The sequence below is a fragment of the Streptomyces sp. ST2-7A genome, from assembly GCF_021390475.1.
GTDB lineage: Bacteria > Actinomycetota > Actinomycetes > Streptomycetales > Streptomycetaceae > Streptomyces.
The window spans coordinates 23,444-49,233 of the sequence record NZ_JAJUWS010000047.1 but is presented as its reverse complement, the minus strand read 5'-3'; the positions used below and the strand labels follow the sequence as shown (position 1 = coordinate 49,233).

Annotated in this window: 19 protein-coding genes, 1 pseudogene and 1 riboswitch; of the genes and pseudogenes, 14 read left to right on the top strand and 6 right to left on the bottom strand. The window is 74.3% G+C overall.

Annotated features, from left to right (window positions below):
• The coding region (locus LZF96_RS22775) for an SGNH/GDSL hydrolase family protein (RefSeq protein WP_233876049.1) at positions 1–1,012 on the bottom strand (1,012 nt) is incomplete at its 3' end.
• A gap of 337 nt (positions 1,013–1,349) precedes the next feature.
• On the opposite strand from LZF96_RS22775, the gene LZF96_RS22770 reads away from it, so the two are divergent.
• Entirely contained in the window at positions 1,350–2,726 is a 1,377-nt protein-coding gene (locus tag LZF96_RS22770; RefSeq protein ID WP_233876037.1) for a cystathionine beta-synthase, read from the top strand.
• Between the two features lie 423 nt (positions 2,727–3,149).
• Here LZF96_RS22770 and LZF96_RS22765 read toward each other — a convergent pair whose 3' ends face one another.
• Positions 3,150–3,584 (bottom strand): hypothetical protein, encoded by a 435-nt coding sequence (locus LZF96_RS22765; protein WP_233876035.1) that lies wholly within the window; start codon positions 3,582–3,584, stop codon positions 3,150–3,152.
• Between the two features lie 304 nt (positions 3,585–3,888).
• On the opposite strand from LZF96_RS22765, the gene LZF96_RS22760 reads away from it, so the two are divergent.
• From LZF96_RS22760 to LZF96_RS22735, 6 genes and pseudogenes are all read left to right on the top strand, one after another.
• Complete coding sequence (locus LZF96_RS22760) at positions 3,889–4,800, top strand: MurR/RpiR family transcriptional regulator (protein ID WP_233876033.1); 912 nt, start codon at positions 3,889–3,891, stop codon at positions 4,798–4,800.
• Positions 4,801–5,464: 664 nt separating this feature from the next.
• A pseudogene (hutU, locus tag LZF96_RS22755) lies at positions 5,465–7,120 on the top strand (urocanate hydratase); the annotation flags it as partial.
• Positions 7,121–7,752: 632 nt separating this feature from the next.
• Positions 7,753–8,964 (top strand): allantoate amidohydrolase, encoded by a 1,212-nt coding sequence (locus LZF96_RS22750; protein ID WP_233876047.1) that lies wholly within the window; start codon positions 7,753–7,755, stop codon positions 8,962–8,964.
• Positions 8,955–10,346, top strand: a complete 1,392-nt coding sequence (locus LZF96_RS22745; protein WP_233876029.1) for a formimidoylglutamate deiminase — start codon at positions 8,955–8,957, stop codon at positions 10,344–10,346. Before LZF96_RS22750 ends, LZF96_RS22745 begins: the two co-directional genes overlap by 10 nt.
• A 403-nt stretch (positions 10,347–10,749) precedes the next feature.
• The gene (gene hutI, locus LZF96_RS22740; protein WP_233876027.1) at positions 10,750–12,105 is read left to right on the top strand and encodes an imidazolonepropionase; all 1,356 of its coding nucleotides are present in this window, start codon (positions 10,750–10,752) and stop codon (positions 12,103–12,105) included.
• 85 nt (positions 12,106–12,190) lie between these two features.
• The gene (locus tag LZF96_RS22735) at positions 12,191–13,795 is read left to right on the top strand and encodes an MFS transporter (RefSeq protein WP_233876025.1); all 1,605 of its coding nucleotides are present in this window, start codon (positions 12,191–12,193) and stop codon (positions 13,793–13,795) included.
• Positions 13,796–14,084: 289 nt separating this feature from the next.
• Here LZF96_RS22735 and LZF96_RS22730 read toward each other — a convergent pair whose 3' ends face one another.
• Together LZF96_RS22730 and LZF96_RS22725 are read right to left on the bottom strand one after the other, a co-directional pair.
• On the bottom strand, positions 14,085–14,816 hold the full coding sequence (locus LZF96_RS22730) for an MOSC domain-containing protein (protein WP_233876023.1): 732 nt from the start codon (positions 14,814–14,816) through the stop codon (positions 14,085–14,087).
• Between the two features lie 527 nt (positions 14,817–15,343).
• The gene (locus LZF96_RS22725; RefSeq protein ID WP_233876021.1) at positions 15,344–16,279 is read right to left on the bottom strand and encodes an RNA polymerase sigma factor SigF; all 936 of its coding nucleotides are present in this window, start codon (positions 16,277–16,279) and stop codon (positions 15,344–15,346) included.
• Between the two features lie 282 nt (positions 16,280–16,561).
• On the opposite strand from LZF96_RS22725, the gene LZF96_RS22720 reads away from it, so the two are divergent.
• The 4 genes from LZF96_RS22720 (at position 16,562) to LZF96_RS22705 (ending at position 20,395) form a co-directional block, all read left to right on the top strand.
• Positions 16,562–16,942, top strand: a complete 381-nt coding sequence (locus tag LZF96_RS22720) for an STAS domain-containing protein (protein ID WP_233876019.1) — start codon at positions 16,562–16,564, stop codon at positions 16,940–16,942.
• Positions 16,943–17,410: 468 nt separating this feature from the next.
• A complete protein-coding gene (locus LZF96_RS22715) occupies positions 17,411–17,872 on the top strand; it encodes an ATP-binding protein (protein ID WP_233876017.1) in 462 nt (153 codons plus the stop codon).
• 569 nt (positions 17,873–18,441) lie between these two features.
• A complete protein-coding gene (locus LZF96_RS22710; protein ID WP_233876015.1) occupies positions 18,442–19,119 on the top strand; it encodes a response regulator transcription factor in 678 nt (225 codons plus the stop codon).
• Between the two features lie 10 nt (positions 19,120–19,129).
• Complete coding sequence (locus LZF96_RS22705; RefSeq protein WP_233876013.1) at positions 19,130–20,395, top strand: ATP-binding protein; 1,266 nt, start codon at positions 19,130–19,132, stop codon at positions 20,393–20,395.
• Here the strand turns inward: LZF96_RS22705 and LZF96_RS22700 are convergent.
• Positions 20,346–20,948, bottom strand: coding sequence for a GtrA family protein (locus LZF96_RS22700; protein ID WP_233876011.1), 603 nt, complete (start codon positions 20,946–20,948; stop codon positions 20,346–20,348). The two genes, LZF96_RS22705 and LZF96_RS22700, sit on opposite strands and share 50 nt — an antisense overlap.
• A 145-nt stretch (positions 20,949–21,093) precedes the next feature.
• Here LZF96_RS22700 and LZF96_RS22695 point away from each other — a divergent pair, with 145 nt between their 5' ends.
• The 3 genes from LZF96_RS22695 (at position 21,094) to LZF96_RS22685 (ending at position 24,190) form a co-directional block, all read left to right on the top strand.
• The gene (locus LZF96_RS22695) at positions 21,094–22,308 is read left to right on the top strand and encodes a 5-(carboxyamino)imidazole ribonucleotide synthase (RefSeq protein ID WP_233876009.1); all 1,215 of its coding nucleotides are present in this window, start codon (positions 21,094–21,096) and stop codon (positions 22,306–22,308) included.
• Positions 22,309–22,394: 86 nt separating this feature from the next.
• Positions 22,395–22,898, top strand: a complete 504-nt coding sequence (gene purE, locus LZF96_RS22690) for a 5-(carboxyamino)imidazole ribonucleotide mutase (protein ID WP_233876045.1) — start codon at positions 22,395–22,397, stop codon at positions 22,896–22,898.
• Positions 22,895–24,190: a dipeptidase gene (locus LZF96_RS22685; protein WP_233876007.1), complete on the top strand. Its 1,296-nt coding sequence runs from the start codon at positions 22,895–22,897 to the stop codon at positions 24,188–24,190. The genes purE and LZF96_RS22685 overlap by 4 nt, the downstream gene beginning before the upstream one ends.
• A 474-nt stretch (positions 24,191–24,664) precedes the next feature.
• On the opposite strand, the gene LZF96_RS22675 is transcribed toward LZF96_RS22685, so the two are convergent.
• Positions 24,665–25,228 carry a GrpB family protein gene (locus LZF96_RS22675; RefSeq protein ID WP_308294266.1) on the bottom strand — a complete coding sequence of 188 codons (564 nt, stop codon included), beginning with the start codon at positions 25,226–25,228 and terminating at the stop codon, positions 24,665–24,667.
• A gap of 348 nt (positions 25,229–25,576) precedes the next feature.
• Positions 25,577–25,789: riboswitch (cyclic di-AMP (ydaO/yuaA leader) on the top strand.
• Position 25,790: the final 1 nt, after the last annotated feature.

Sequence of the window (25,790 nt, the reverse complement as noted above, 5' to 3'; positions counted from 1 at the left end):
CCCGCCGCTGCCGACGGTGCTTGAGCAACGCCCGCCGCCGGCCGCGGTTCCCCGGCCCGACCGGACCGGTGGCGAACACCTCGCTGCCGCTCTCCGCGACGGCCGCCGCGGCGGCGTCCGCGACCCGCAGCACCGACTCCCCGCGCGCCGGCTCCACCCGCTCCGGCTCCGGCCACACCCCCAACGCCGCGCAGAGCGTCGGAAGCATCGCCATCGCCACCGCCCGGTACCCCTCGGCCGAGGGGTGGTACCGGTCGGGGCCGAACATCTCGCGCGGGTTGGCGGCGAACTCGGGCCCCAGCAGATCCCCCAGGGAGACCGTCCGGCCGCCCAGTTCCACCGTCACGATGGTCTGCGCGGTCGCCAACCGCCGACACAGCCGCCGGGCCACCCAGTGCAGCGGCGGCGCCAACGGCTCCACCGACCCGATGTCCGGACAGGTGCCCACGATCACGTGACTGCCCGCCTCCCGCAGTCGACGGACGGCGGCCGCCAGCAGCGCCACCGACCGCGCGGGCGGCAGCCGTCCGGTGACGTCGTTGGCGCCGATCATGATCACGCACACCTCCGGCGGCCGGTCACCGCCGGGAGCGGAGCCCGGCCCGGTGCCGGCCCGGGCGTCGGCGTCGGTGCCGAGGAGAAGGGAGACCTGGCGTTCCAGGTCCTCGGAGGACGCCCCGGAGAGCGCCACGTTCCGCAGCCGCACCGGACGCTCGGAGACCGCGGCGAGCCCGGTGGCCAGCAACGCGCCCGGCGTCTCCGCCGGCCGGTACACGCCCAGACCGGCCGCCGTCGAATCGCCGAGGAAGCCCAGCCGCCACGGCGCCGCCGGGTGTCCCGGCGGGACGAACTCGCGCCCGTACATCCCGTCGGCCGCCGGTGGTTCGTCCTCGTTCGGTCCGATGATCCGCCGCGCGAACAGCGCCTCGGTCATCAACACCCCGAGCGTCACCCCGCCCAGCACCCCGAGGCCCCCGCCGCCGTACGCGGCGACCGTGGCCGCCCGTCGCATCAGTCCGGCGCCCGGTGTCCCCACCGCCGTGCTCCCGGCCGACCGGAACACCGCCCCCGACGCCCTGTCGAACGTCCTGCCGAACGCCCTGCCGAATCCGGAATCCGTCACCGTCGTCCCCGCCTCCCACCCGCGCCTCGACCCGACCGGGCGTCCTCGCGCGGCCGACGCCGGCCCCGGACCCGCGGACCGTTCCGTCCCGAACCGCTCCCGCACGCCCGTCACCCCATGATCGCCCGGGCCCGCCCGGAGGCACGGGAGGCCGCGCCCCGCCCCCGCCCCCTACAGTGCTGTGCAGTGGGCGGACACGACCCGCCCGGAACCCGCGGAGACCACTGTGCAGTATCACGAGTCGATGATCGACCTTGTCGGCAACACCCCGCTGCTGAAGCTCACCGGCGTCACGGAGGGGATCGAGGCCACCGTCCTCGCCAAGGTCGAGTACTTCAACCCGGGCGGATCGGTGAAGGACCGCATCGCCCTGAGGATGATCGAGGCGGCGGAGGCATCCGGCGAACTGCTCCCCGGCGGCACGATCGTCGAGCCGACCTCCGGCAACACCGGGGTGGGGCTGGCCATCGTCGCCCAGCGCAAGGGGTACCGCTGCGTCTTCGTCTGCCCCGACAAGGTCTCCACCGACAAGATCAACGTCCTGCGCGCCTACGGGGCCGAGGTCGTGGTCTGCCCCACCGCGGTGGACCCCGAGCACCCCGACTCGTACTACAACGTGTCCGACCGCCTCGTCCGGGAGATCCCCGACGCGTGGAAGCCGGACCAGTACAGCAACCCGAACAACCCCCGCTCCCACTACGAGACCACCGGCCCCGAACTGTGGGACCAGACCGAGGGGCGGATCACGCACTTCGTCGCCGGCGTCGGCACCGGCGGCACCATCAGCGGCACCGGCCGCTACCTCAAGGAGGCGAGCGACGGCCGGGTGCGGGTCATCGGCGCCGACCCCGAGGGCTCGGTGTACTCCGGCGGCTCCGGTCGCCCCTACCTGGTGGAGGGCGTGGGCGAGGACTTCTGGCCCGACGCCTACGACCGGGAGATCGCCGACGACATCGTCGCCGTCTCCGACCGCGACTCCTTCCGCATGACCCGCCGCCTCGCCCGCGAGGAGGGCCTGCTGGTCGGCGGTTCCTGCGGCATGGCGGTGGCCGCAGCCCTCGAGGTCGCCCGGCCGCTGGGCCCCGACGACGTGGTGGTGGTCCTGCTCCCCGACGGCGGGCGCGGCTACCTCAGCAAGATCTTCAACGACGAGTGGATGGCCGACTACGGCTTCCTCGAGGGCGGCGAGCCGGAGACCCGGGTCGGCGACGTGCTCGGCCGCAAGCAGGGGGAGATGCCCTCGCTGGTGCACATGCACCCCGAGGAGACCGTCGGCCAGGCCATCGAGGTGCTGCGCGAGTACGGCGTCTCCCAGATGCCGGTGGTCAAGCCCGGCGCCGGACACCCCGACGTGATGGCGGCCGAGGTGGTCGGCTCGGTCGTTGAGCGCGACCTGCTGGAGGCGCTCTTCACCGAGCGGGCCGCGCTGGAGGACCCCCTGGAGAAGCACATGAGCGCGCCGCTGCCGCAGGTGGGCGCCGGCGAGCCGGTGGCCGATCTGATGACCGCCCTCGGTGCCGCCGACGCGGCGATCGTGCTGGTGGAGGGCAAGCCCACCGGTGTGGTCAGCCGGCAGGACCTGCTGGCCTTCCTGGCCCGCTGAGCTGCTCGTCGGGGCCGCCGCCGGCTTCGGTGACGTGGCCTCCGGTGTGGCGTTCGGTGCCGTGGTCGGTGCCGCCGGGGCAGGGCGGCACCGTGTTCCGGCGGCTCCTCCCCGGTGCCCGGGGCGGGGCCGCCGGCCCATGCCCCGGTAATTGATTCCGGGGCGTCACGGTAAGGCAATGCCCGCTTAACACCCGTCGGGCAGAGTTCTGGATGTCGGCGTCAAGGACTTCCGGAGCGGCTCCCGGACCTCCACGGACGCCCGGACGGTGATCCCGACCCGATCACCGTCCCCCGCGGGGACCGCCGTCGTCCCGCCCCTGGCGCTCGCGCCGGGGTGCGGCGGTCCCCGCGTTCACACCTTTCATCTCCCGATGCGGCCCCGGTGCCCCGCCCACCCCCGCGGGGGGGGCGGGGCCCCGACTCACCACCGCTGATCGTCGCGGGCCCGCCGCTCGGTGCGCCCGCGCTGCGTGTTGGCGATGGAGGCGTAGCAGGCGTTGACCCCCACGATGCCGCCCCAGGCCACCAGCAGGCCGAGGAAGCCCACATGGGAGGCGGCGATCGCCGACAGCGGGATCGCGAACAGCAGCGACATCGCCGCCAGCGCGAAGGCCGGGGCCGGGCCCCGCCAGTTCCGATCCCCCATGGAGGCGGGCCCGCCGCCGACCACCTGCTGTTCGGCCAGTCGGCGCCGCAGCCGCTTGTCCACGGCGCGGTCCACCGTCTCGTCGATGCGTTCGTCGAGCTTCTCGAGGAAGGACTCGATCAGCGCCGCCTCGTAGTTCTCACCCAGTTCCTTGCGGGTTTGCACGGCGGCGTCGAGGTCCTTCCGCAGCTCCGGATTCCGGTTGCTCATGACGACCACGCTAGGGACGGCGGAGCCCTCGCGCACTGGGGCCAACCCCCCTATCCGACCTCCGGTTCCCGTCCCCCGCCGGGGAGCGGGGTGCCACCACCCGGTCGCTCCGCCGATCGCCCCGCCGATCGGGGTCGGTGGGCCGCCGGGATGCCGCCGCCCACCACCCGGTCGCCCGCCGATCCCCGACGGGGGCGGGCGGGGAACCGGCGCGGGTCGGCGCCCGGGTCCCGGTCACCGGATACCCGGGCCGGCGGGGACCGGGAACCGGCGGGGGACGGTGCCGCTGCCTAGACTCGGGCCCGTGGACGAGGCGAGCGCGAGACTGCTGAAGTTCTTCGAGGGCCGACGGCTGACCCCGGTCCAGCGGCGCATCGCGCACTGCCTGGTGCGGCGGGCGGCCGACGCGCCCTACCTCTCCAGCGTGGAGGTGGCCCGGGCCGCCGGCGTCAGCCAACCCTCGGTCACCCGCTTCGCCGTGGCCCTCGGCTACGACGGGTATCCGGCGCTGCGCCGCGCGCTGCGCGACCCGGACCGGCAGCCCGGAACGGGCCCCGGCACCGGCGCGGGCCCGGCGCGGGAGAGTGGCACGGGGGAGGGCGGGACCGGTGCGGACACCGTCGGGGACCCGTCCGCGACCGGCGCCAACCCCCGGCAACAGGCCGTCCTGGCCGAGCTGGAACACCTGCGGCAGCTGGCGGCGCTGTTGGCCGACCCCCGGCCGGTCGAGGAGGCCGCCGGACTGTTGGCGGCCTCCCGTCCGCTGCCGGTGCTGGGGCTGCGGGCCGCCGCCGCCCAGGCCGCAGGCTTCGCCTGGTTCGCGGCCAAGGTCCACCCCGATGTCCGGCCGTTGACGACGGGTGGCAGCGAACTGATCGACCGGATCGAGGCCGCCGCCGTCGCCGGGGCCGGAGCCCTGCTGTGCTTCGCGCTGCCCCGGTACCCGCGCGAGGTGGGGCCGGCGCTGGCCGCCGCCCGTACGTCGGGGCTGCGGGTGGTGCTGGTCGCCGACACGGCTTTCCCCCCGGTGGCCGAGCCCGGTGACCTGGTGCTGCCGGCGGCCGTGGGCACGGCGCTGTCCTTCGACACCGCGTGCGCGCCGATGATGCTGGGCAGGGTCCTGCTGGAGGCGATGTGCGACGTGCTGCCCGGTGCGGAGGGCCGGTTGGAACGGTTCGAGACGCGGGCCGCCGAACGCGGACTGTTCGTGGAGTGAGTCGGGCACGGTCCCCTCGGCCCGACCGGCGGGCCGGGGTCGTGGCCGGCGGCGCGGTCCCGGTGACGGTGGGCCGCCGGCGGGGCCGGTCCACCGCGCACGCCGGGGCCGGTTCCCCCCGCCGCTCCGCGACCCGGCGGTTTCCGGGGTCCCGTTCCGGGGTTCGTGTGCGGCCGGCCGGGCCCGCCGGTGGGCGGCACGTCACCGCTTCCGTCGGATGCGCGCGGTCGCCGTTCCCCGCCGGGGCGGTGCCCTCCTCCGGTGGGGTGGGTCGCCGGTCGCGTCGCCCCGGGTTTCGATGGAGGGGGACGGACGGTGTCCCGGTGGGGCCGGCGCCGTTTCCCGGTCTTCGGCGCGGGCCCCACCGGTCGGCCGGCCACACGACGTCGGGGCCGGCGGTCCCACCGTTCCCGGCTCCGGCCGGTTCCGGCCGCCGTCGGTGTTTCCGGAACGCCCGACGGGGCACCGGGAGGTACCGGCCCCCGGCTCCGAGCGAGTCCGACCGGCGGGGCCGTACGCCGGGTCGACCGGCCCCGGGAACGGGCCCGTGACTCTGTTGACGAGTTTCATTCAGTCCGTAGAGTGAGTGAATAATTCAGTGCGAGGGCGCGCGGCGCGGCGGGCACGGTCCGTCGTCGGCCCGGCGCCACCCGGGAGGCAGTCCATGGCAGGACCCCGCACCGTCCGCGCGGCACGAGGCACCCGGCTCACCGCCCGGGGCTGGCCCCAGGAGGCCGCCCTCCGGATGCTGTGCAACAACCTCGACCCCGAGGTCGCCGAACACCCCGAACGGTTGGTGGTCTACGGCGGCTCCGGGAAGGCCGCCCGTGACTGGGCCTCATTCGACGCCATGGTCCGCACCCTCACCGACCTGCGCCCCGACGAGACGATGCTCGTGCAGTCCGGCCGTCCGGTGGGCGTGATGACCACCCACGAATGGGCGCCCCGGGTCCTCATCGCCAACTCCAACCTGGTGGGGGAGTGGTCCACGCCGGAGGAGTTCCGCCGGTTGGAGGGCCTCGGCCTGACCATGTACGGGCAGATGACCGCCGGGTCCTGGATCTACATCGGAACCCAGGGCATCCTCCAGGGCACCTACGAGACCTTCGCCGCCGTGGCGGCCAAGCGGTTCGGTGGCTCCCTCGCCGGCACCCTCACCGTCACCGCCGGGCTCGGCGGCATGGGCGGCGCCCAACCCCTGGCGGTCACCCTCAACGGCGGGGTGGTGCTGTGCGTGGAGTGCGACCCGCGCGCGGTGGAGCGCCGTCTGGAACACGGCTACCTCGACACTCGGGCCGACGACCTCGACCACGCCCTGCGCCTGGTGGAGGACGCCCGGGCCCGGCGCGCGCCGCTGTCGGTGGCCGTGGTCGGCAACGCCGCCGAGGTGCTGCCCCGCCTGCTCGCCGCCGGCACGCCGGTGGACGTCGTCACCGACCAGACCAGCGCCCACGACCCGCTCGCCTATCTGCCCGTCGGGGTTCCCCTCCATGAGATGGCGGAGTACGGGCGGGAGAAGCCGGAGGAGTTCACCCGCCGGGCCCGTGAGTCGATGGCCGCGCACGTCGACGCGATGGTCGGCTTCCTGGACGCCGGAGCCGAGGTCTTCGACTACGGGAACTCGCTGCGGGCCGAGGCCCGACTCGGCGGCTGCGCACGCGCCTTCGACTACCCCGGATTCGTCCCCGCCTACATCCGACCGCTGTTCTGCGAGGGGAAGGGTCCCTTCCGCTGGGCCGCCCTGAGCGGGGACGCCGCCGACATCGCGGCCACCGACCGGGCGGTGCTCGACCTGTTCCCCGACAACGAGCCGCTGGCCCGCTGGATCCGCACCGCCGGCGAGCGGGTGCGCTTCCAGGGCCTGCCCTCCCGGATCTGCTGGCTGGGACAGGGCGAACGGGACCGCGCGGGCGAGCGGTTCAACGACATGGTCGCCTCCGGTGAACTGGCCGCCCCGATCGTCATCGGTCGGGACCACCTGGACTGCGGCTCGGTCGCCTCCCCCTACCGGGAGACCGAGGCGATGCGGGACGGCTCCGACGCCATCGCGGACTGGCCACTGCTCAACGCCATGGTCAACGTCGCCTCCGGCGCCTCCTGGGTCTCGATCCACAACGGCGGCGGGGTGGGCATCGGCCGCTCCCTGCACGCCGGGCAGGTCACCGTCGCCGACGGCACACCCCTGGCCGGGGAGAAGATCCGGCGGGTGCTCACCAACGATCCCGGCATGGGGGTGATCCGGCACGTGGACGCCGGCTACCCGGAGGCCGGACGGGTGGCGGACGCGCGCGGCGTGCGGGTCCCGCTGCGCGAGGGCGATGGGGAAACCCCGGCGGGGACGGGAAGTCGGCCCGATGGCGGTCCGACCGTCGATCCGGCCGGTGGTCCGGCCGCCGACCCGACCGGCGGTCCCGGGCCCGCCCCGGGCGAGGGCCGATCGGGGGCCCGGTCGTGACCCCCGGCGGTACGGATCCGAACACCACCGCTCCGGGCGGCCCCGCCCCGGGCGGGATGAACCGGCGGGGCCGGTCGGAGAGGGTTTCCGGCCCGGGCGGGTTCGCGGACACCGGCCCCCCGGGCGTGGTTTCCGGGCCGGAGTCGGTGGTCGGGTCGGTGGATGGGCGGGGGGCACCCGGGGCCGGTACCTCCTCCGCCCGGAGGGAACCCGATGGCCCCGTCCCCGGGGGTGCGGACCGGCGGGGGTGGCCGGGCGTGGTTTCCGGGCCGGAGTCGGTGGTCGGGTCGGTGGATGGGCGGGGGGCACCCGGGGCCGGCACACCCCCGGCCCGGGACGCGTCGAGCGGTGGCGCCCCGACCGGTGGCGCGGAGGGGGCGGGGGAGGCCGGGGCCGGCCGGAACGGCGCTCCCCGCCCCGCCGCCCCCGACCGGACCGGGACCGACGGCGCCGCCGATCCCCCGGCCGGATGGCGGGCGGGGGACTCCTTCGACCGCATGTGGCAGGATCTGGCCCCACTCGGACGGAATCCCGACACCTCCGGGTACCGCCGCCACGCCTGGACCCCCGTCGACCTGGAACTCCGCGCCTGGTTCGCCGACCGGGCGCGGGAGCGGGGCCTCGCCGTGGAGACCGACCGCAACGGCAACCAGTGGGCACTGCTCGGCGACCCCGCCGCCGGCGGGGTGGTCGCCACCGGCTCGCACCTCGACTCCGTCCCCGATGGCGGGGCCTTCGACGGGCCCCTGGGCGTGGTCTCCGCCCTCGCGGCGCTGGACGAACTCCACCGGCGCGGGGTCCGCCCCCGCCGCCCGCTGGCGGTGGTGAACTTCGCCGACGAGGAGGGCGCCCGCTTCGGACTCGCCTGCGTCGGCTCCCGGCTGGCCGTCGGCGCGCTGGACCCCGAACGCGCCCGCCGACTGCGAGACGCCGACGGCACCACCCTGGCCTCGGCGATGGAACGCGCCGGCCACGACCCCGGCGCCATCGGCGCCGACCCGGACCGACTCGGCCGCCTCGCCGCCTTCGTCGAGCTCCACGTCGAACAGGGCCGCGCGCTCGCCGCGTCCCCCGACGGCGGTCGGGCGATCGGCGTCGGCAGCGCGGTGTGGCCGCACGGCCGCTGGCGCCTGGACTTCCGGGGCGAGGCCAACCACGCGGGCACCACCCGGCTGGAGGATCGCCGGGACCCCATGCTCACGTACGCCAACACCGTCCTGGCGGCCCGCAAGAAGGCCCGCCTGGCCGGGGCCCTCGCCGGCTTCGGCCGGGTACGGGTGGAACCCAACGCGGTCAACGCGGTGCCGTCCCTGGTCAGCGGCTGGTTGGACGCCCGCGCACCCGACCACGCCTGCCTGGACGAACTGGTCGCCGACATCGGCCGGGCCGCCGCCGAGCGTGCCCGGCGCGACGGTACGGTCCTGGAGATCCACCGGGAGTCCTTCACCGACGGCGTGGACTTCGACCACGCGCTGCGCGACCGCCTGGCCGCCGTCCTCGCCGATCCCGAGGGACGCCCGGCCCCGCTGCTGCCCACCGGTGCCGGCCACGACGCGGGCATCCTCGCCGCCGCCCTGCCCACCGCCATGCTGTACGTCCGCAACCCCACCGGTGTCTCGCACGCCCCCGCCGAGCACGCCACCGTCGAGGACCGCGCGGCCGGTGTGACGGCCCTGGCGGACGTCCTGGAGGAGCTGTCATGTCGCTGAGCCCGCAGACCTATTGGGCCGAGCACGCCCGGGTGGGCGACCGCCTGCGCTCCGGTGTGCTGATCGTCTCCGGGCCCGACGGACGGGTGGCCGAACTGCGCACCGACCTGCCCGGGCCGCCACCCGGAGCCGTGGCCCTGCCGGGCCTGACCCTGCCGGGCCAGGCCAACGCCCACAGCCACGCCTTCCACCGCGCGCTGCGCGGCCGGGGACAGGGCGGCCGGGACCGGGACGGGCGCGGTACCACCGGTGGGCGGGCCCCCGACACCTTCTGGACCTGGCGGGAGGGGATGTACCGGGTCGCCGACCGCCTCACCCCCGCGACCTACCGCGAACTGGCGGTGGGCGTCTACGCGGAGATGGCCCTGGCCGGCATCACCTGCGTCGGGGAGTTCCACTACCTGCACCACGCGCCGGGCGGCGTGCGGTACAACGAGCCGAACATCATGGCGGTCGCGCTCCAGGAGGCGGCGGCCGAGGCCGGTGTCCGCCTGGTGCTGCTGGACACCTGCTACCTGTCGGCCGGCTTCGGCCGCCCGCCCGAGGGGCCCCAACTGCGCTTCGCCGACGCCGACGCGGACGCCTGGGCGGAACGGGTCTCCGCGCTGCGCCCCGGACCGGGGCCCGCCGGCCGGATCGGGTCCGCGATCCACTCGGTGCGGGCGGTCCCCGCCGCCCAACTCGGCCGGGTGGCGCGGTGGGCGGAGGAACACGACGCCCCGCTGCACGTCCACCTCTCCGAGCAGCCCGCCGAGAACGAGGACTGTCTGGCGGCCACCGGCCGCACCCCCACCGGACTGCTCGCCGACCACGGGGTGCTCGGCCCCCGCACCACCGCCGTGCACGCCACCCACCCCACCCCCGGGGACATCGCGCTGCTCGGGGACTCGGGCACCGGCGTGTGTCTGTGCCCCACCACCGCACGGGACCTCGCCGACGGCATCGGCCCCGCCGCCGACCTGGCCGCGGCGGGCTGCCGACTCTCCCTGGGCAGCGACAGCCACGCGGTGATCGACCTCTTCGAGGAGGCCAGGGCGGTCGAGATGCACGAACGCCTGCGTACCGGCGTCCGGGGGCACTTCACCGCCGACGACCTGCTCACCGCCGCCTGCGCCGGGGGCTGGGCCGCCCTCGGGATGCCCGAGGGCGGCCGGATCACCGTCGGCGCCCCCGCCGACCTGGTCACCGTCGACCCCGAGTCCCCCCGCACCGCCGGGGTCCCGCCGGGCGACGGCGCGGAGCCGGCGGTCTTCGCCGCCTGCGCCGCCGACGTACGGCACACCGTGGTCGCCGGCCGGCACGTGGTGCGGGACGGCACCCACCAGCGGGTGCCCGGCGTCGCCCGCCGGCTGGCCGCCGCCGTCACCGCGCTCGCCGACTGACCGCCGGCGCGGGGCGCCGCTCGTGCGGGCGGGGCCGGGACGGGAGCCGGGGATGGCGCACCCGGCCCGGCCCCGGACCGGGCCGCCGGGTGGGCGGGGGCCCGGGCGGTCGCCATCCGCTCCTCCGCCGTCGCCGGGGGGCCGGCGCAGCCCGCCTTCCGCGCCGGGCACGAGTCCTGTGCCGGGAGGGTGGTGGGGCCAAGCGGGCCGGAGGGCCCGGAGGCACACCCGCGCCCCACCGTCCCGCCGACCCCGGCACCCGGGCCCCCCACCGACCCGCCCGTACCTCACCGGCATCCCGCACCCACCGACCTGCCCGTACCACCCGGACCGCCCGACCACCCCGCCCCGCTCACCGCACCCATGACACCCGCACCTCCGCCACGATGGGAACCACCGCCCGATGGACGATCCGACGACCCCGGCCCACCACCCCGGACCCGCCCGACCCGGCGCCCTGCTCCTCACCGGCATCGGGGAACTCGTCACCAACGACCCGCACGCGCCGCGCACCACGGCCATCGCGTCCACTCCGGCCACCGCGTCCACCTCCTCCCCGGACTCCGGCCCGCTCGGCATCCTCCGCCGCGCCGCGCTCGTCATCGAGGACGGACGCGTCGTGTGGACCGGTACCGAAAGTGAAGCACCCGCCACCGACAGTCGCCTCGATCTCGCCGGTCGGGCGGTGCTCCCCGGCTTCGTGGACTCCCACACCCACCTGCTCTTCGCCGGGGACCGCACCGAGGAGTTCCGCGCCCGGATGGCCGGCCGGCCCTACGCCGCCGGCGGCATCCGCACCACCGTGGCCGCCACCCGGGCCGCCTCCGACGGGGAACTCGCCACCAACCTCGACCGACACCTGGCGGAACTGCTGCGCCAGGGCACCACCACCGTCGAGACCAAGTCCGGCTACGGTCTGACGGTGGGCGACGAGGCCCGCGCGCTGAGTGTCGCCGCCGCGCGCACCGAGGAGGTCACCTACCTCGGCGCGCACGTCCCGGCGCCCGAGCACCGCGAGGACCCGGACGCGTACGTCGCGCTGGTCACCGGCCCGATGCTGGACGCCTGCGCCCCGCACGCCCGCTGGATCGACGTCTTCTGCGAGCGCGGTGCCTTCGACGGCGACCGGTCCCGGGAGATCCTGACCGCCGGCATCCGTCGGGGTCTGGTCCCCCGGATCCACGCCGGCCAGTTGGGCCCCGGCCCCGGTGTGCGGCTCGGCGTCGAGTTGGGGGCCGCCTCGGTGGACCACTGCACCCACCTCACCGACGCCGACGTGGACGCGCTGGTCGATGCCGCCGGTCGTCCCGAACCGACCGTCGCCTGCTTGCTGCCGGGGTGCGAGTTCTCCACCCGCTCCCCCTATCCGGACGCCCGCCGCCTGCTGGACGCCGGTGTGCCGGTCGCGTTGTCCACGGACTGCAACCCCGGCTCCTCCTACACCAGTTCGATGGCCTTCTGTGTGGCCGTGGCGGTCCGGGAGATGGGCATGACACCCGACGAGGCGATCCACGCCGCCACCGCCGGCGGAGCCGGTGCCCTGCGCCGCACGGACGTCGGGCGGCTGGTCCCCGGCGCCCGGGCCGACCTGCTGGTGCTCGACGCCCCTTCCGCCGTCCACCTCGCCTACCGGCCCGGAGTGCCGCTGGTCGCCGGGGTGTGGCGGGACGGGATGCCGGTCGCCGGCCCGCTCGCGGCGGCGGCCGGTGGGGACCCGACCGGGGAAACGTCGTGGACCCCCCGGAAACCGAGCGCCTAGGATGCCGGCGGTACGGGGCGGTCGGTGAGCACGTCCGGCGTCTCCCCGCCGCCCGGGGGCGCGCGGTGCAACGGGAGAACCGACCATGAACAACGGAGCCGACGGAGCCGACGGGGTGAGCGGGCCCGACGGGGTGAGCGGGCCCGACGGACCAACGGGGAGGGCGGCCGACGACCCCGTCCCGGGAACCGCCCCACCCGTCGACGACGCACGTCCCCCGCGCGGTCTCGGCGCCCCCTACCGCCGGCTGTGGGCCGCCGTCGCCGCCTCCAAGATCGGCGACGGTGTGATGATCGTCGCGATCCCCTGGCTGACCACCACTCTCACCGACAGCGCCTTTCTCGTCGCCCTGATGGGGGTCGCGGTGAGGTTGCCGTGGTTGATCTTCACGCTGCCGGCCGGGGTGTGGGCCGACCGCTTCGACCGCCGCCTGCTGATGGTCTGGGCCAACGCGGGCCGGGCCGCCATCCTGCTGGTCGCCGGGCTGCTGGTGTGGGCGGAGGTGATGAACCTGCCCGCCCTCTTCCTGCTGGCGTTGGCGCTGGGGTTGTGCGAGGTGATCTTCGACAACACCACCCAGGTACTCGTGCCCGCCGTGGTGGAGCGGAACCGGTTGAGGGCCGCCAACGGCCGGCTGATGGGCGCCCAGATGGTGCTCGGGGAGTTCGTGGGACGACCGGTGACCGGTCTGCTCATCGGGATCTCCCTCACCCTCCCCTTCCTCTTCGACGCGACGGCCGCCCTGATCTCCGTGCTGCTCCTGCTCACCCTGCGCGGCTCCTTCCGGCCGGGGCGCCCCCGTCCCGGCGCGACGGGGACGCGGGCGAGCGGCCCGACCGATGACACGTCCGCCGCGTCCGACGGACCCGGGGAGTTCGCCGTGTCGGGGGCGCCCGGGACGGGAGTGGCGCCCGAACCCGGACCCGTCCCCTCCGCGTCGGGTCCCCTGCCGTCCGCTCCGTTGCCCGCCACGGCGGCCCCGATGCCCGACCCCGCGCCCCCCACCTCGATGCGGACCGAGATCGCCGTCGGTCTCGGTTGGCTGTGGCGGCATCGGATGCTGCGCTCCCTGGCCATCGCCCTGGCCTGGTCGAACTTCATGTCCTCGGCGGCGTTCGCGGTCTTCGTGCTCTTCGCGCAGGAGGTGTTGGACGTCGGGCCGGTCGCCTTCGCGATGCTCGGGTCGGCCGGCGCGGTCGGCGCGCTGGTCGGCAGTTTCCTCGCGGCCCGGATCGGGGCCCTGCTCGGGCCCTCGCTCGGCCTGCGGGTCAGTGCCGCGACCTTCGCGCTGACCTTCCTGGTCACCGGTCTGACCTCCAACCCGTGGGTGGTGGCCTCCGCCTCGGCCCTGGCGGGCTGCTCGGTGGCACTGTGGAACGTGATCACCGTGACCCTGCGACAGACGATCGTTCCGGATGACCTGTTGGGCCGGGTCAACAGCGGCTACCGGACGATGGGCTGGGGTGTCATGCCGATCGGCGTCGCGGTGGGCGGCGGCCTGGTGACACTGGTGGAGATGGTCGCGGGTCGGGAGGCGGGGTTGCGCGCCCCGTTCCTGGCGACGGCGGTGCTCTCCCTGCCACTGCTGTGGTACCTGGGGCGCCGGCTCTCCCCGGCGATCATCCGGGAGGCCGAGGAGCGCGCCGAACGGGAGGGGGCCGCGTCGGCCGGGAGCGGGTCGGATCGGTAGCAGGGGCGGCCACCGGCCGTTGACCGGAGGGGGCGACCCCACCGGCCGAACCGGGCGGGCCTCCGGCCCTTCGGTACGTTTCCCGCCGCCGGTGTTCCCGGACCGGTGAACCGAGCGGCACCACCGCTTCGCCGCCTTCACCCGAAGGAACGGGTGTCCGCCGCTCCGACGCACGGACGGGGAGGGGACCGACGGGGACGGCGGAGCACCCTTCCCGATTCCGCCGGACGGCCCCGACGCACGGACGGGGCACCGGGAGGCCGCCCGGCGGGGCCGGCCGTCGGGAGGGTCAGCCCGCCGAACCCGCCGGCGTCGTGTCCGCCCCCGCCCACGCCCGGGCCTTCGCCAGCTCCGCCGCGCCCAGGGCCTCGCCGGCGGCGATGACCCGCGGGCGCAGTTCCGGGGCGGTGGTCTGCGCGCGGAAGAGGAAGCTCACCGTGACCTCGTGATCCGGCCGGTGCACGAGTTCCACCGGATCGCCGGCACCGATCCCACCCGGCTCCAGCACCCGCAGGTAGGCGCCGGGAGCCGCGTCCAGGGTGAAGCGCTTGACCCACCCGCGTTCGCCCAGCCACTCGGCGAAGGTGCGGCAGGGGATCCGGGCGCAGGTGACCTCCAGCAGGGCCCCGCCGATACGCCAGCGCTCACCGATGCGGGTGCCGCTCACGTCGATGCCGGTGGTGGTGAGGTTCTCGCCGAAGGCGCCATCGGCCAGTGGGCGGCCCAGGACCGTCTCCCAGCGGTCGAGGTCCTCCCGGGCGAAGGCGTAGACGGCCTGGTCGGGACCGCCGTGGTGCCGTTGGTCGCCCACGAAGTCGTCGGCCAGTCCGGAACCGCCGCCCTTCTCCCGGGTGGGGGGCACGGCCACCCGTACCGGCCCGGTGACGGGGCGCTTGTCGATTCCGGTCAGACCGCTCTCGGCGGTGGTGTATGTCACGGCCGTCGCGCGGGCGATGTTCACCGATCGAACACGGGGGATCGGGGCGGGCCCGGGAGCCGGGCGGGGGGCGGAGGCGGACATGGGCTCACCCTAGGCGAGCGGGAGGCCGCCGTCACCGGGGTATCGGCGGGCGGGCCGGCCGGTGGGACGGGGAGCCCGACAGCCGGTCGGGACGGGGTCGGACGGTCGGCGGACACCCGCCGGGCCCCGGTCGAGGGTGCTTGGGTTCCAACGGTCCTCGCGACACCCGCGATCCACGGGGTCGCGAGGACCGTTGGCGTTGAGCGTGGTGATCTCGCGGGGTTGCGGAGCGTGGTGGGCGACGCCGCCGGTACCGGGGAGCGTCCCGGCCGGGTCCGGCGGCGCCGGCGTGTCGCGCGACGTGGTGGGACGGGGTGCCGAAGCGGATTTCACGTCGCCTCCACATCTCGCGCACGCCACCCGCACGGCCGGGTGAAGCACCGCAGACCGCCGGCTGCCCACCCGACGTGTGTCGGGAGGGCGTCCGACGGTCTGCCGACACGCCACACACCATGCCGGTCACGTACCCCGGGGGCACACGACCGGGCACTCCGGAGTCCCTCCGGAAATCCGCGCCCGCCGGGCGATCACTGCTCCGTGAGCAACCCCCTGCGCAGCTTGCCCAGGGTGCGGGCCAGCAGTCGGGAGACGTGCATCTGCGATATCCCCAGCTCCTCGCCGATCTCCGACTGGGTCATGTTGCCGACGAAGCGGAGGGAGAGGATCTGCCGGTCGCGGGGGGAGAGCTCCGAGATCAGCGGCTTGAGGGACTCGATGTACTCGATGCCCTCCAGGCCGTGGTCCTCGTAGCCGATGCGGTCCGCGAGGGTGCCCTCGGAGTCGTCCTCCTCCGGCTGGGCGTCCAGGGAACTGGCGGTGTAGGCGTTGGAGGCGGCCATGCCCTCCAGCACGTCCTCCTTGTCGATCTGCAGGCGCTCGGCCAACTCGGCGACGGTGGGGGCCCGGTCCAGCTTCTGGGACAGCTCGTCGGTGGCCTTGGCCAGGTCGAGTCGCAGCTCCTGGAGGCGGCGCGGGACGCGCACCGACCAGGAGGTGTCGCGGAAGAACCGCTTGATCTCACCGACGATGGTCGGCATGGCGAAGGTGGGGAACTCCACCCCGCGCTCGCAGTCGAAGCGGTCGATCGCCTTGATCAGGCCGATGGTGCCGACCTGGACGATGTCCTCCATCGGCTCGCTGCGGGTGCGGAAGCGGGAAGCGGCGAACTTCACCAGGGCGAGGTTCAGCTCGACCAGGGTGTTGCGCACGTAGGAGTACTCGTGCGTGCCCTCCTCGAGGGTGCGCAGTCGCTGGAAGAGCGACTTCGAGAGCACCCGGGCGTCCCAGGGCTCGACCTGGTCGAAGGACGATATGGCCGAGATCTGTTCCCGGATGCTTTCGGCCGAGGGGGGTGGGGGCGGGGTGTCCGCGGCCGGACCGTCGGGGCGGTCGAAGTTCTCGCCCGGCAGGTCGTGCGGGGTCGGCCGGGTCTGCGTCTCGTCGACGTGGGGGGCGGGTGACATGGTGTTGTCCTCCGTGGAGTTCTTCGGTGTGTGGCGGCCGATGCCGTCGTGTGGTGCGGAGTGCGCGCCTCCGGGAGCCGTCGCATTCAAGGGGTCTTCTGCCCTCACCCTTACCGGGGATGCGTCTTCGGGGGCAAATTCTTTATGTCTGCGTTGTCCGGTTTTGCCGGTGGTGGGCGGCTGTTCGGGGACGGGCTCTGGGGATAAGGTGCGAACCTATCGGTAGGGTCCGGCTCGCTTCGAGGCCCCCGAGTGATGATGGTGAACCTTGAAGGGGTGTGCATGGATCGCGTGACGTCGGGGAGTGCCCATCGACCTCAGTTCGGGGTTGAGGTGCACCGACGCGAGGTCGGTGCGGTGATCGCTCCGCGTGGTGAGTTGGATCACCATTCGGTCGATCTGTTGAAGGAGGCGATCGACGCCTGCGTCTCCGAGGGCCGTTATCCCATCGTAATCGACTGTGCGGGGCTCGGCTTCTGTGACTCCACGGGGTTGAACACCCTCCTGGCGGCTCGGATGGAGATCGAGGAGGCCGGCGGCGCGGTGCACCTCGCCGCGATGTCGCCCGCGGTCTCGCGGGTGTTCGAGATCACCGGCGCCGATGCCGTCTTCGCCGTGCACGACACTCTTGAGACGGCCCTGGCCGCCGTCGACGCCGGTTGAGGGTTCCGCCCGTCGTGACCGTGGCGAGAGCCCCGAGCGGGACACCCGTGACACGGGGTCCCCGCCTCGGCCTGCCCCAACGGAAAGGCCTGCCGTGACCTCCGTTTCGTCGTTCCGACGCGGTGCCGTGTCGTGGAAACCCTCCGAACCGCTTCGTACACCCCCCGGAGCACGGGTTCGACGCGCTCGTCCCCGGCGCGGCGCGGGTCACAGGATTCACCCGAATCCATGGGTGTCGTTCGAGGAACCCCGGGCAGGAGACCCGTCACACCGGACCGGAACGGAGAGTCCGGCGCGGAGGGGGGACCGGATGGACAGGTCACCCCGGCCGCGAACACCGCGATGGACGAAAGCGACGAGAGACCGATGGCGCGACGTATCACGGAACGCCGCACGGATCCCCGCGGGGGGCACCGCGCGTCCGGAGCGGCGATCACCGAAACGGCGACGAGGCGAGGGGAGGCGCGCATGAGCACGGCCCGGCCGTTCACTCACAGCGACCCCGGGCCCCAGCCGGACGTTCGGCGGATGTCCCTGGCAGGAGTTCCCGGACCCGTGGTCCGGGCCCGCGACTTCGCCCGGGAGGCCCTGCAGGACTGGAATTGGATCCCACCGCACGACGAGGAGGGGAGGGCGTTCACCGAGGACGTGCTGCTCGTCGTGTCCGAGCTGGTCACCAATGCCTGTCTGCACGGCGGCGGTCCGCAGACCATGAGCCTGACCCGGGGTACGGAACTCGTGCACATCGAGGTCACCGATCTGGGGGATGGCATGCCCGCACCCCGGACCGGACGGGTTCCGGGACGTCCCGGGGGGCACGGCATGTTCATCGTGGAGAGGCTTTCCGCGAACTGGGGCATCCTGTGTGACGAGACCCTGCCCGGCAAAACCGTCTGGGCGGAGATGGCCGTGCCCAAACCGAGGGACTGAACGAGCGGGAACACCGGTGAGCGGGAACACCGCGAGCGGGGATCGAATGTGATCCCCGGCCGGGAAACGGGACCCGGGGAACGAAACCCCGGGGACGGAGGAGAGCGCCGGGGGTCGGCGACAACGAGCGGAGCGTACGCGCCGCTCGCAGCCGCGGAACCCCGGCCCACCACGTGACGCCGTTCCCCGTGTCGTCACCGCACCGTCCCGCCGGACCCGTCGCCGAATCGCCACCACCGAATCCTCACCGCCACCACAGCCGGATCGACCCCCTTGCCCGCCGGCCCGCCTCCGCGGCCGGGGGCCGTGGACGCCGGTCCCGACGAGTCCCCGTTCGGGTGAAGACGTCGGGACGTGCCGACGCGACACCGCTTCCGGTCCGTCCACACCCGGATCCCCCGCCGCGCCCCCGCGCCATTCCGCGGGGCGTCATGCGCCCCGCGCCATCGCCGGCCCGCTCCGTTTTCCCCGCCCGGCCCGCGCTGTTTCTCCCGCCCGGCCCATCCCGGGAATCCTCCACCTCCGCCGATGTTCACGGGCGCCCCGTGCCCGCCGTCTACCATCGCCACATGACCCGAGTACTGCTCGCCGAGGACGACGCCTCCATCTCGGAGCCGCTGGCCCGCGCGCTCCGCCGCGAGGGCTACGAGGTGGAGGTGCGGGAGGACGGACCCTCCGCCCTGGAGACGGGCCTGCGCGGGGACATGGATCTGGTGGTCCTGGACCTGGGCCTGCCGGGCATGGACGGCCTCGAGGTGTGCCGCCGACTGCGCACCGGGGGCCTGACCCTCCCGGTGCTGGTGCTCACCGCCCGGGCCGACGAGGTGGACACCGTCGTCGGGCTGGACGCCGGCGCCGACGACTACGTCACCAAGCCCTTCCGGCTCGCCGAACTCCTCGCCCGGGTGCGGGCGCTGCTGCGACGCGGCAGCACCGAGCCCGTGCCCGCCCCGGTCGTGCACGGCATCCGGATCGACGTGGAGTCCCACCGGGCCTGGCTGGGGGAGGAGGAACTCCACCTGACCGCGAAGGAGTTCGACCTGCTGCGAGTGCTGGTGCGGGACGCCGGCCGGGTGGTGACCCGCGAGCAGTTGATGCGCGAGGTCTGGGACACCACCTGGTGGTCCTCCACCAAGACCCTCGACATGCACATCTCCTGGCTGCGCAAGAAGCTCGGCGACGACGCCGCCAACCCCCGGTACATCGCCACCGTGCGCGGGGTCGGCTTCCGATTCGAGAAGAGCTGATCCGACCGTCGTGCGCCGCCGTCTGATCAACTCCATCCTCGCGGTGGTGCTCGTCGTGATCACCGTCTTCGGGGTCTCGCTGGTGATCGTCGAGACCCGGGCGATCGAGAGCGGGGCCCGTGAACGCCTCCAGTCGGAGGCCGCCCGGCTGGTCGCGGTGGTCGAGAGCCGGCTGGTGGCCGGGGAGCGGGTGACCGCCGAGAGCATGCGCACCTCGGTACCGGGCGACCGGTACGTGATCATCGACCTGGTCGGCGAGGAGCCGCTCACCCTCGGGAAGGAGCCCGAGGGCGGCGTCATCCAGGGCTCGGAGGCCGGCGCCCGGGGCGAGGTCGTCACCGTGCAGCAGTCCCGCGACGTCATCGGCGACGAGGTCGGCCGGACCCTGTTCATCATCCTCACCGTCGCCGGGCTGGCCGTGATCTCCGCGATCCTGCTGGCGGTGCGCCAGGCCCGCCGGGTCTCCGCGCCGTTGACCGACCTCGCCGAGGCCGCCGAACGCCTCGGATCCGGCGATCCGCGCCCCCGCCACCGCCGCTACGGGGTGCCGGAGCTGGACCGCGTCGCCGACGTTCTGGACGCCAGCGCCGAACGCATCGCGCGCATGATCACCGCCGAGCGCCGGCTGGCGGCCGACGCCTCCCACCAGCTGCGCACCCCGCTGACCGCGCTGTCCATGCGGCTGGAGGAGATCATCGTCACCGAGGACCCGGAGATCGTGAAGGAGGAGGCGGCGATCGCGCTGGCCCAGGTGGAGCGCCTGACGGATGTGGTGCAGCGGCTGCTCACCAACTCCCGTGATCCGCGCCTGGGCTCGGCGGTCGGCTTCGACCTCGACGAGATCGTGCTGCAACAGGTGGAGGAGTGGCGCCCGGCGTACCGGGCGGTCGGCCGGGCGGTCGTCCACTCCGGCAAGCCGCGCCTGCGGGCGGTCGGCACCCCCGGCGCGGTCTCGCAGGTGCTCGCCACCCTGGTGGAGAACTCCCTGATGCACGGTGCCGGCACGGTGGCGCTGCGCACCCGCACCGCCGGCAACCAGGTGGTGGTCGAGGTCACCGACGCCGGCCCCGGAGTGCCCCCCGTACTCGGCTCGCGGGTCTTCGAACGCTCGGTGAGCGGCCGGAACTCCACCGGCCTGGGGCTGGCGGTCGCCCGCGACCTGGCCGAGGCCGACGGAGGACGGTTGGAGTTGCTCCAACTCCAACCACCGGTCTTCGCGCTGTTCCTCAGCAGGGAGGCGGAGCCGGCCGGGGCCTGTCCGCCGGAGGAGCGCTGACCCCGGGCGCGCCCGGCCCGGCCGGCACCGGCACCGGCGGCCCGGTCGGCCGCTCCGGGTTGGCCCCGATCGGTGTCGTCGCCGACGGCCCTGCCGCGACGGCCGCCCCGCCTCGACTCCGGGCGCCCCGGAAGACCCAGGTGCGGTAGGCCCAGAAGCGGAAGAGCGAGGCCAGGCCGAGACCGATCACGTTCTTCGCGACGTTGTCGGCGGTCGCCGAGGTCAGGCCCAGCCCGTGGTGCGAGAGGGCGAGCACCCCGTTCTCCAGCACCATTCCCGCCCCCGAGAAGACCAGGAAGAGGCCGGCCTCGCGGCGCCGCCGGCTCTTGTCGGCGTGGGCGTAGGTCCAGTACCGGTTGCCCAGGTAGGTGGTGCAGATGGCGCAGGCGGTGGCGATCACCCCGGACCGGACGGCGCCCAGCCCGACCCCCTGGCGGCAGAGGTTGAAGACGAACACGTTCACCACCAGGCCGACGGCCCCCACGGTGCCGAAGCGGCCGGCCTCGCGCACCAGACGGCGCAGACGGAGCCGCAACCCGGGGGAACGATTCATCTCGCCATGCTAATCAGACCACCCCTCCGAGTCCCTGTTCCGATCCGGCCGATCTCGCCGGTTCCCGGTCGCCGTCCGGCGCTCCCACCCTCCGCCGGGGCCGCCCGTCGCCGCCGACGGTCGGGGCGGCCGCTACTCTGAGTCCGTGACATTCCCCGTAGTCGGCATGGTCGGCGGCGGCCAGCTCGCCCGTATGACCCACGAGGCGGGCATCCCGCTCGGCATCGATTTCAGGCTTCTCAGCGACACCCCCCAGGACTCCGCGGCGCTTGTGGTCCGCGATCCGGTGATCGGCGATTACCGTGACTTCGACACACTGCGTGACTTCGCGTCGAAGTGTGACGTGATCACCTTCGACCACGAGCACGTGCCGCTGGAGCACCTGCGCGCGCTCCGGGCGGAGGGGGTGGTGATCCGGCCCGGCCCCGACGCCCTGGAGCACGCCCGGGACAAGGGCGTCATGCGCGCCCGGCTCTCCGCGCTCGGCGTGCCCTGCCCCCGGCACCGGATCGTCGCCGACCCGGCCGACGTCGCCCGCTTCGCCGCCGAGATCGCGGGCGGGAGCGCCGCCCACCCCGCGGGTGAGGTGGGCGCGAACACGGCCGGGAAGCGGGGCGACCCCGGTGACCTCGCCGTGCCGGTGATCCTCAAGACCGTGCGCGGCGGCTACGACGGCAAGGGCGTATGGGTGGTGCGCACCGCCGAGGAGGCCCGCGAACCCTTCCGCGCCGGCGTCCCGGTCCTCGCCGAGGAGAAGGTCCCCTTCGTCCGCGAACTGGCCGCCAACGTGGTCCGCTCCCCGCACGGGCAGGCCGTCGCCTATCCGGTCGTGGAGTCCGTCCAGGTGGACGGCGTGTGCGACACCGTCATCGCACCCGCCCCCGAGCTGCCGGAGGAGCGGGCCCTGGACGCCCAGGCACTGGCGCTGCGGATCGCCGCCGAACTGGACGTGGTCGGCCACCTCGCCGTGGAACTGTTCGAGACCGCCGATGGCCGCGTGCTGGTCAACGAGTTGGCCATGCGCCCGCACAACTCCGGCCACTGGAGCCGGGAGGGCGCGGTCACCTCGCAGTTCGCCAACCACCTGCGCGCCGTGCTCGACCTGCCGCTCGGCGACCCCCGCCCGCGCGCCCCCTGGACGGTCATGGCCAACGTGCTGGGCGGCGACTACCCCGACATGTACCGGGGGTACCTGCACTGCATGGCCCGCGACCCGGGGCTGTGCGTGAGCATGTACGGCAAGGAGGTGAAGCCGGGCCGCAAGGTCGGGCACGTCACCGCGTACGGCTCCGACCTGGCCGAGGTGCGCGAGCGCGCCCGGCACGCCGCCGACTACCTGCGAGGAACGATCACCGAATGAGCGACGCCCCCGACAGTACCGAGGTCCCCGACGCGGCCGAGAGCGCGGGACGCCCCGCCGGCGCCGCCCCCCTGGTGGGGATCGTGATGGGCTCCGACAGCGACTGGCCGGTCATGGAGGGCGCGGCGAAGGCCCTCGAGGAGTTCGGCATCCCGCACGAGGTGGACGTGGTCTCCGCCCACCGGATGCCGCACGAGATGATCGCCTACGGCGAGCGGGCCGCCGAACGGGGCCTGCGGGTGATCGTCGCCGGCGCGGGTGGCGCCGCCCACCTGCCGGGGATGCTCGCCTCCGTGACGCCCCTGCCGGTGATCGGAGTGCCCGTCCCGCTCAAGCACCTGGACGGCATGGACTCGCTGCTCTCCATCGTGCAGATGCCCGCCGGTGTCCCGGTGGCGACCGTCTCGGTGGGTGGGGCGCGCAACGCGGGCCTGCTGGCCGTCCGGATCCTGGCCGCCGCCGACCCCGCCCTGCTGGAGAAGATGGGTGACTTCCAGGGCCGACTGCGCGAGCAGGCCGAGCACAAGGGCCGCTCACTGCGCGCCCGGCTGGCGGGGGACACCGGCTTCGGCTTCGGCTCGGCCGGATGAGCGCCGCGCCGGACGTCACGTCGGACGCCGGGCAGGACACCGCTTCGGCCACCGGGCCGGGGGAGGCCGATCTCGCCCGGGCCCGGGCGCTGCTGGCCCGCCACCCCGTGCTCGACGGGCACAACGACCTGCCCTGGGCGCTGCGCGAACAGGTCGGCTACGACCTGGACCGCTGCGACCTGGCCGGGGACCGCTCCGACCACCTGCACACCGACATCCCCCGGCTGCGGGCGGGCGGCGTGGGGGCGCAGTTCTGGTCGGTGTACGTGCGCGCCGACTTCGCCGGGGACCGCGCGGTGGCCGCCTGCCTGGAGCAGATCGACGCGGTGCGGCTGCTGATCGACCGCTACCCGGAGACGTTCCGGCCGGCGGTGTGCGTCGCGGACGTGGAGGCCGCCCTGGTCGAGGGGCGGATCGCCTCGCTGATGGGCGCCGAGGGCGGGCACTCGATCGCCAATTCCCTGGCGACGCTGCGCGCCTTCCACCGACTGGGCGTGCGGTACATGACGCTGACCCACAACGACACCATCGACTGGGCCGATTCGGCGACCGACGCCCCCCGCCACGACGGCCTGTCGGCCTTCGGCGAGGAGGTGGTGCGGGAGATGAACCGGCTCGGGATGCTGGTGGACCTCTCGCACGTCGCCGCGACCACCATGCGGGACGCGCTGCGGGTCACCGAGGCGCCGGTGATCTTCTCGCACTCCTCGGCCCGGGCGGTCTGCGACCACCCCCGCAACGTACCCGACGACGTGCTGGCCGCGCTGCGGGTCAACGGCGGGGTGGCGATGGCGACCTTCGTGCCGAAGTTCATTCTCCCGGAGGCCGGGGCCTGGACCGAGCGTGCGGACGCCAACCTGCGGGCCGCCGGCCTGCACCCGCTGGACACCACGCCGGCGGCGATGCGGGCGCATCGGGAGTTCGAGGCCCGGGACCCGCGGCCGGTCGCGACGCCGGCCACCGTCGCCGATCACCTGGACCACATGCGGGAGGTCGCCGGAGTGGACCACATCGGCATCGGCGGCGACTACGACGGCACGAGCTTCCTGCCTCGCGGGCTGGAGAGCGTCGCCGGCTACCCGACGCTGATCGCCGAGTTGACGCGTCGGGGATGGTCGGAGCGGGACCTGGCCAAGCTGACCCGGGAGAACGCCCTGCGGGCGCTGGGGGACGCGGAGTCCACCGCCCGGGCGCTGCGCCGCACCCGGGGACCGTCGATCGCCCGCATCGAGGACCTCGACACCCCGGTGGGGACGGCGGGACGGCGGGGGGAGCCGGTCACCGGCTCCTGAACCGCTGTCGGATCCATCGGCGGGGCGTGGGACGGGCACGACCGTCCCGCGCCCCGCCCTTCGCGTACGGGGCCATGGGTACGGGGCCATGGGTACGGGGCCCGCGTGGCCCGGGCCACGCGGGATGGGTCCCGGGCGTCCGGTGGCCACGTCTACGGCCCCGAGTGCCCCGGGCCCACGCGTACCGGGGTCACCGGGCCGGGGCCACCCGCCTCGGACCCGCGTGCGTCCGGCGCGCCTCCCGGAGCCCGCCTCCCGGGTCCGTGCGTCCGGACCCGGACGCACCGGGGTCATGCGTGACAGGCCCCGGGCGTCCGGGCCCTCGTGCGGCGGACCCGCGTACGTCGGGTGCGGTCGTACCGGACCCTCGTGCGCCCGTTCCATGGGCCCGGGGCGTCGGCCCGGTGCGGACCCGCCGGAAGTCCCGGCGGAGGTCCCGCCGGAGGTCCCGGCGTGGACCCCGGTGCCGGGAGCTCACCTCTCCGGCGGTTGCCACCCGGTGCGGGTGGCCCAGCCCTCCGCGATCTCCACCAGGACGTCCACCACGGGGTCCTTGACGTCGCTGTAGGCGGCGAGGTCGGTGACGTGCCGGGCGAGGACACGCTTGAAGGCGGAATACCCCGGCACGGCCTCTGGGTGGGCACGGAACCAGTCCCGGAACAGCAGCGCCAACCGGAGGTTGGGCGAACCCTCGCGACGGAGGTGGAGATTGACGTCCCCCTCGGGCCCGCCGCGCCGCAGCCACAGGCGCTTGGCCCACAGCTCCGGTTCGTCGTCCCGGCCGGCGGGCACATGGTCCCGACGGTGGGGCGAGAGGACGAAGCCCAGCTCGGCCAGGGGAGCGGAGAACTTCTCCTCGGCCGCGTCCAGGGACAGTTCGGTACCGGCCTGGAGGTCGAGCACCGGCTTGGCGGCCATGCCGGGGACGGCGGTGCTGCCGATGTGGGCCACCCGGGTGACGTCGGGGCCCAGCAGCCGGCTGACCTCCTCGGCCAGTTCCGCACCCGCCGCCGACCACGCGGGGGAGGGGGCCACCACGACTGGCGAGAATATTTGCGGCAAATCAGACATTGGTTACATCACCTGCAATTTCGCTTCCCCGTGCGGGGGTTGGTGACGGACATCACCGTTTACCCTCCATTCTCTGACGGGTTTTCGGGGCGGGTGTCGGCGGGGTTCGCCAAGTGGCGTTTGAGGTCAAGTAGTTGGGAAAAGCGCAAGATCGGTTGTTATTACCCTGTGATAATAGGCGGCCACATGCCGTTACCCGGACAAGGTGGGACACATCCCGATCGGCCCCTCTCGGACGCCACTTCCGCTTGCCGCCTTGTTTCCGAGGAGACCATCCGCTTAACGTTCTGGCCGCGTCGCACTTCGCGCCGCGCCACGAACGGCACGCCGAGTCCTGTCACCGTTCGCGGAGCCACCACAGCACCATCCGTACGACAGGAGCGGGGGACCCACTTTTCGCCGGTCACCGACCGGCTAGGGGTGAAGTCGCCCGTCCGGCCGGGACATCGCGTCCCGACCGGGCGACGACCGGGCACCTTTCCGGCCCGAACCCGACAGCTCACCTCGTAGGCGTCGGAGAGGAGCACAC

Coding starts and splice junctions, on each gene's coding strand:
- LZF96_RS22730 (WP_233876023.1), bottom strand. CDS start 14,816: ATGTCCGCCTCCGCCCCCCGCCCGGCTCCCGGGCCCGCCCCGATCCCC.
- LZF96_RS22725 (WP_233876021.1), bottom strand. CDS start 16,279: ATGTCACCCGCCCCCCACGTCGACGAGACGCAGACCCGGCCGACCCCG.
- LZF96_RS22745 (WP_233876029.1), top strand. CDS start 8,955: ATGTCGCTGAGCCCGCAGACCTATTGGGCCGAGCACGCCCGGGTGGGC.
- LZF96_RS22710 (WP_233876015.1), top strand. CDS start 18,442: ATGACCCGAGTACTGCTCGCCGAGGACGACGCCTCCATCTCGGAGCCG.
- purE (WP_233876045.1), top strand. CDS start 22,395: ATGGGCTCCGACAGCGACTGGCCGGTCATGGAGGGCGCGGCGAAGGCC.
- LZF96_RS22750 (WP_233876047.1), top strand. CDS start 7,753: ATGTGGCAGGATCTGGCCCCACTCGGACGGAATCCCGACACCTCCGGG.
- LZF96_RS22700 (WP_233876011.1), bottom strand. CDS start 20,948: ATGAATCGTTCCCCCGGGTTGCGGCTCCGTCTGCGCCGTCTGGTGCGC.
- LZF96_RS22765 (WP_233876035.1), bottom strand. CDS start 3,584: ATGAGCAACCGGAATCCGGAGCTGCGGAAGGACCTCGACGCCGCCGTG.
- LZF96_RS22715 (WP_233876017.1), top strand. CDS start 17,411: ATGAGCACGGCCCGGCCGTTCACTCACAGCGACCCCGGGCCCCAGCCG.
- hutI (WP_233876027.1), top strand. CDS start 10,750: ATGGACGATCCGACGACCCCGGCCCACCACCCCGGACCCGCCCGACCC.
- LZF96_RS22735 (WP_233876025.1), top strand. CDS start 12,191: ATGAACAACGGAGCCGACGGAGCCGACGGGGTGAGCGGGCCCGACGGG.
- LZF96_RS22685 (WP_233876007.1), top strand. CDS start 22,895: ATGAGCGCCGCGCCGGACGTCACGTCGGACGCCGGGCAGGACACCGCT.
- LZF96_RS22720 (WP_233876019.1), top strand. CDS start 16,562: ATGGATCGCGTGACGTCGGGGAGTGCCCATCGACCTCAGTTCGGGGTT.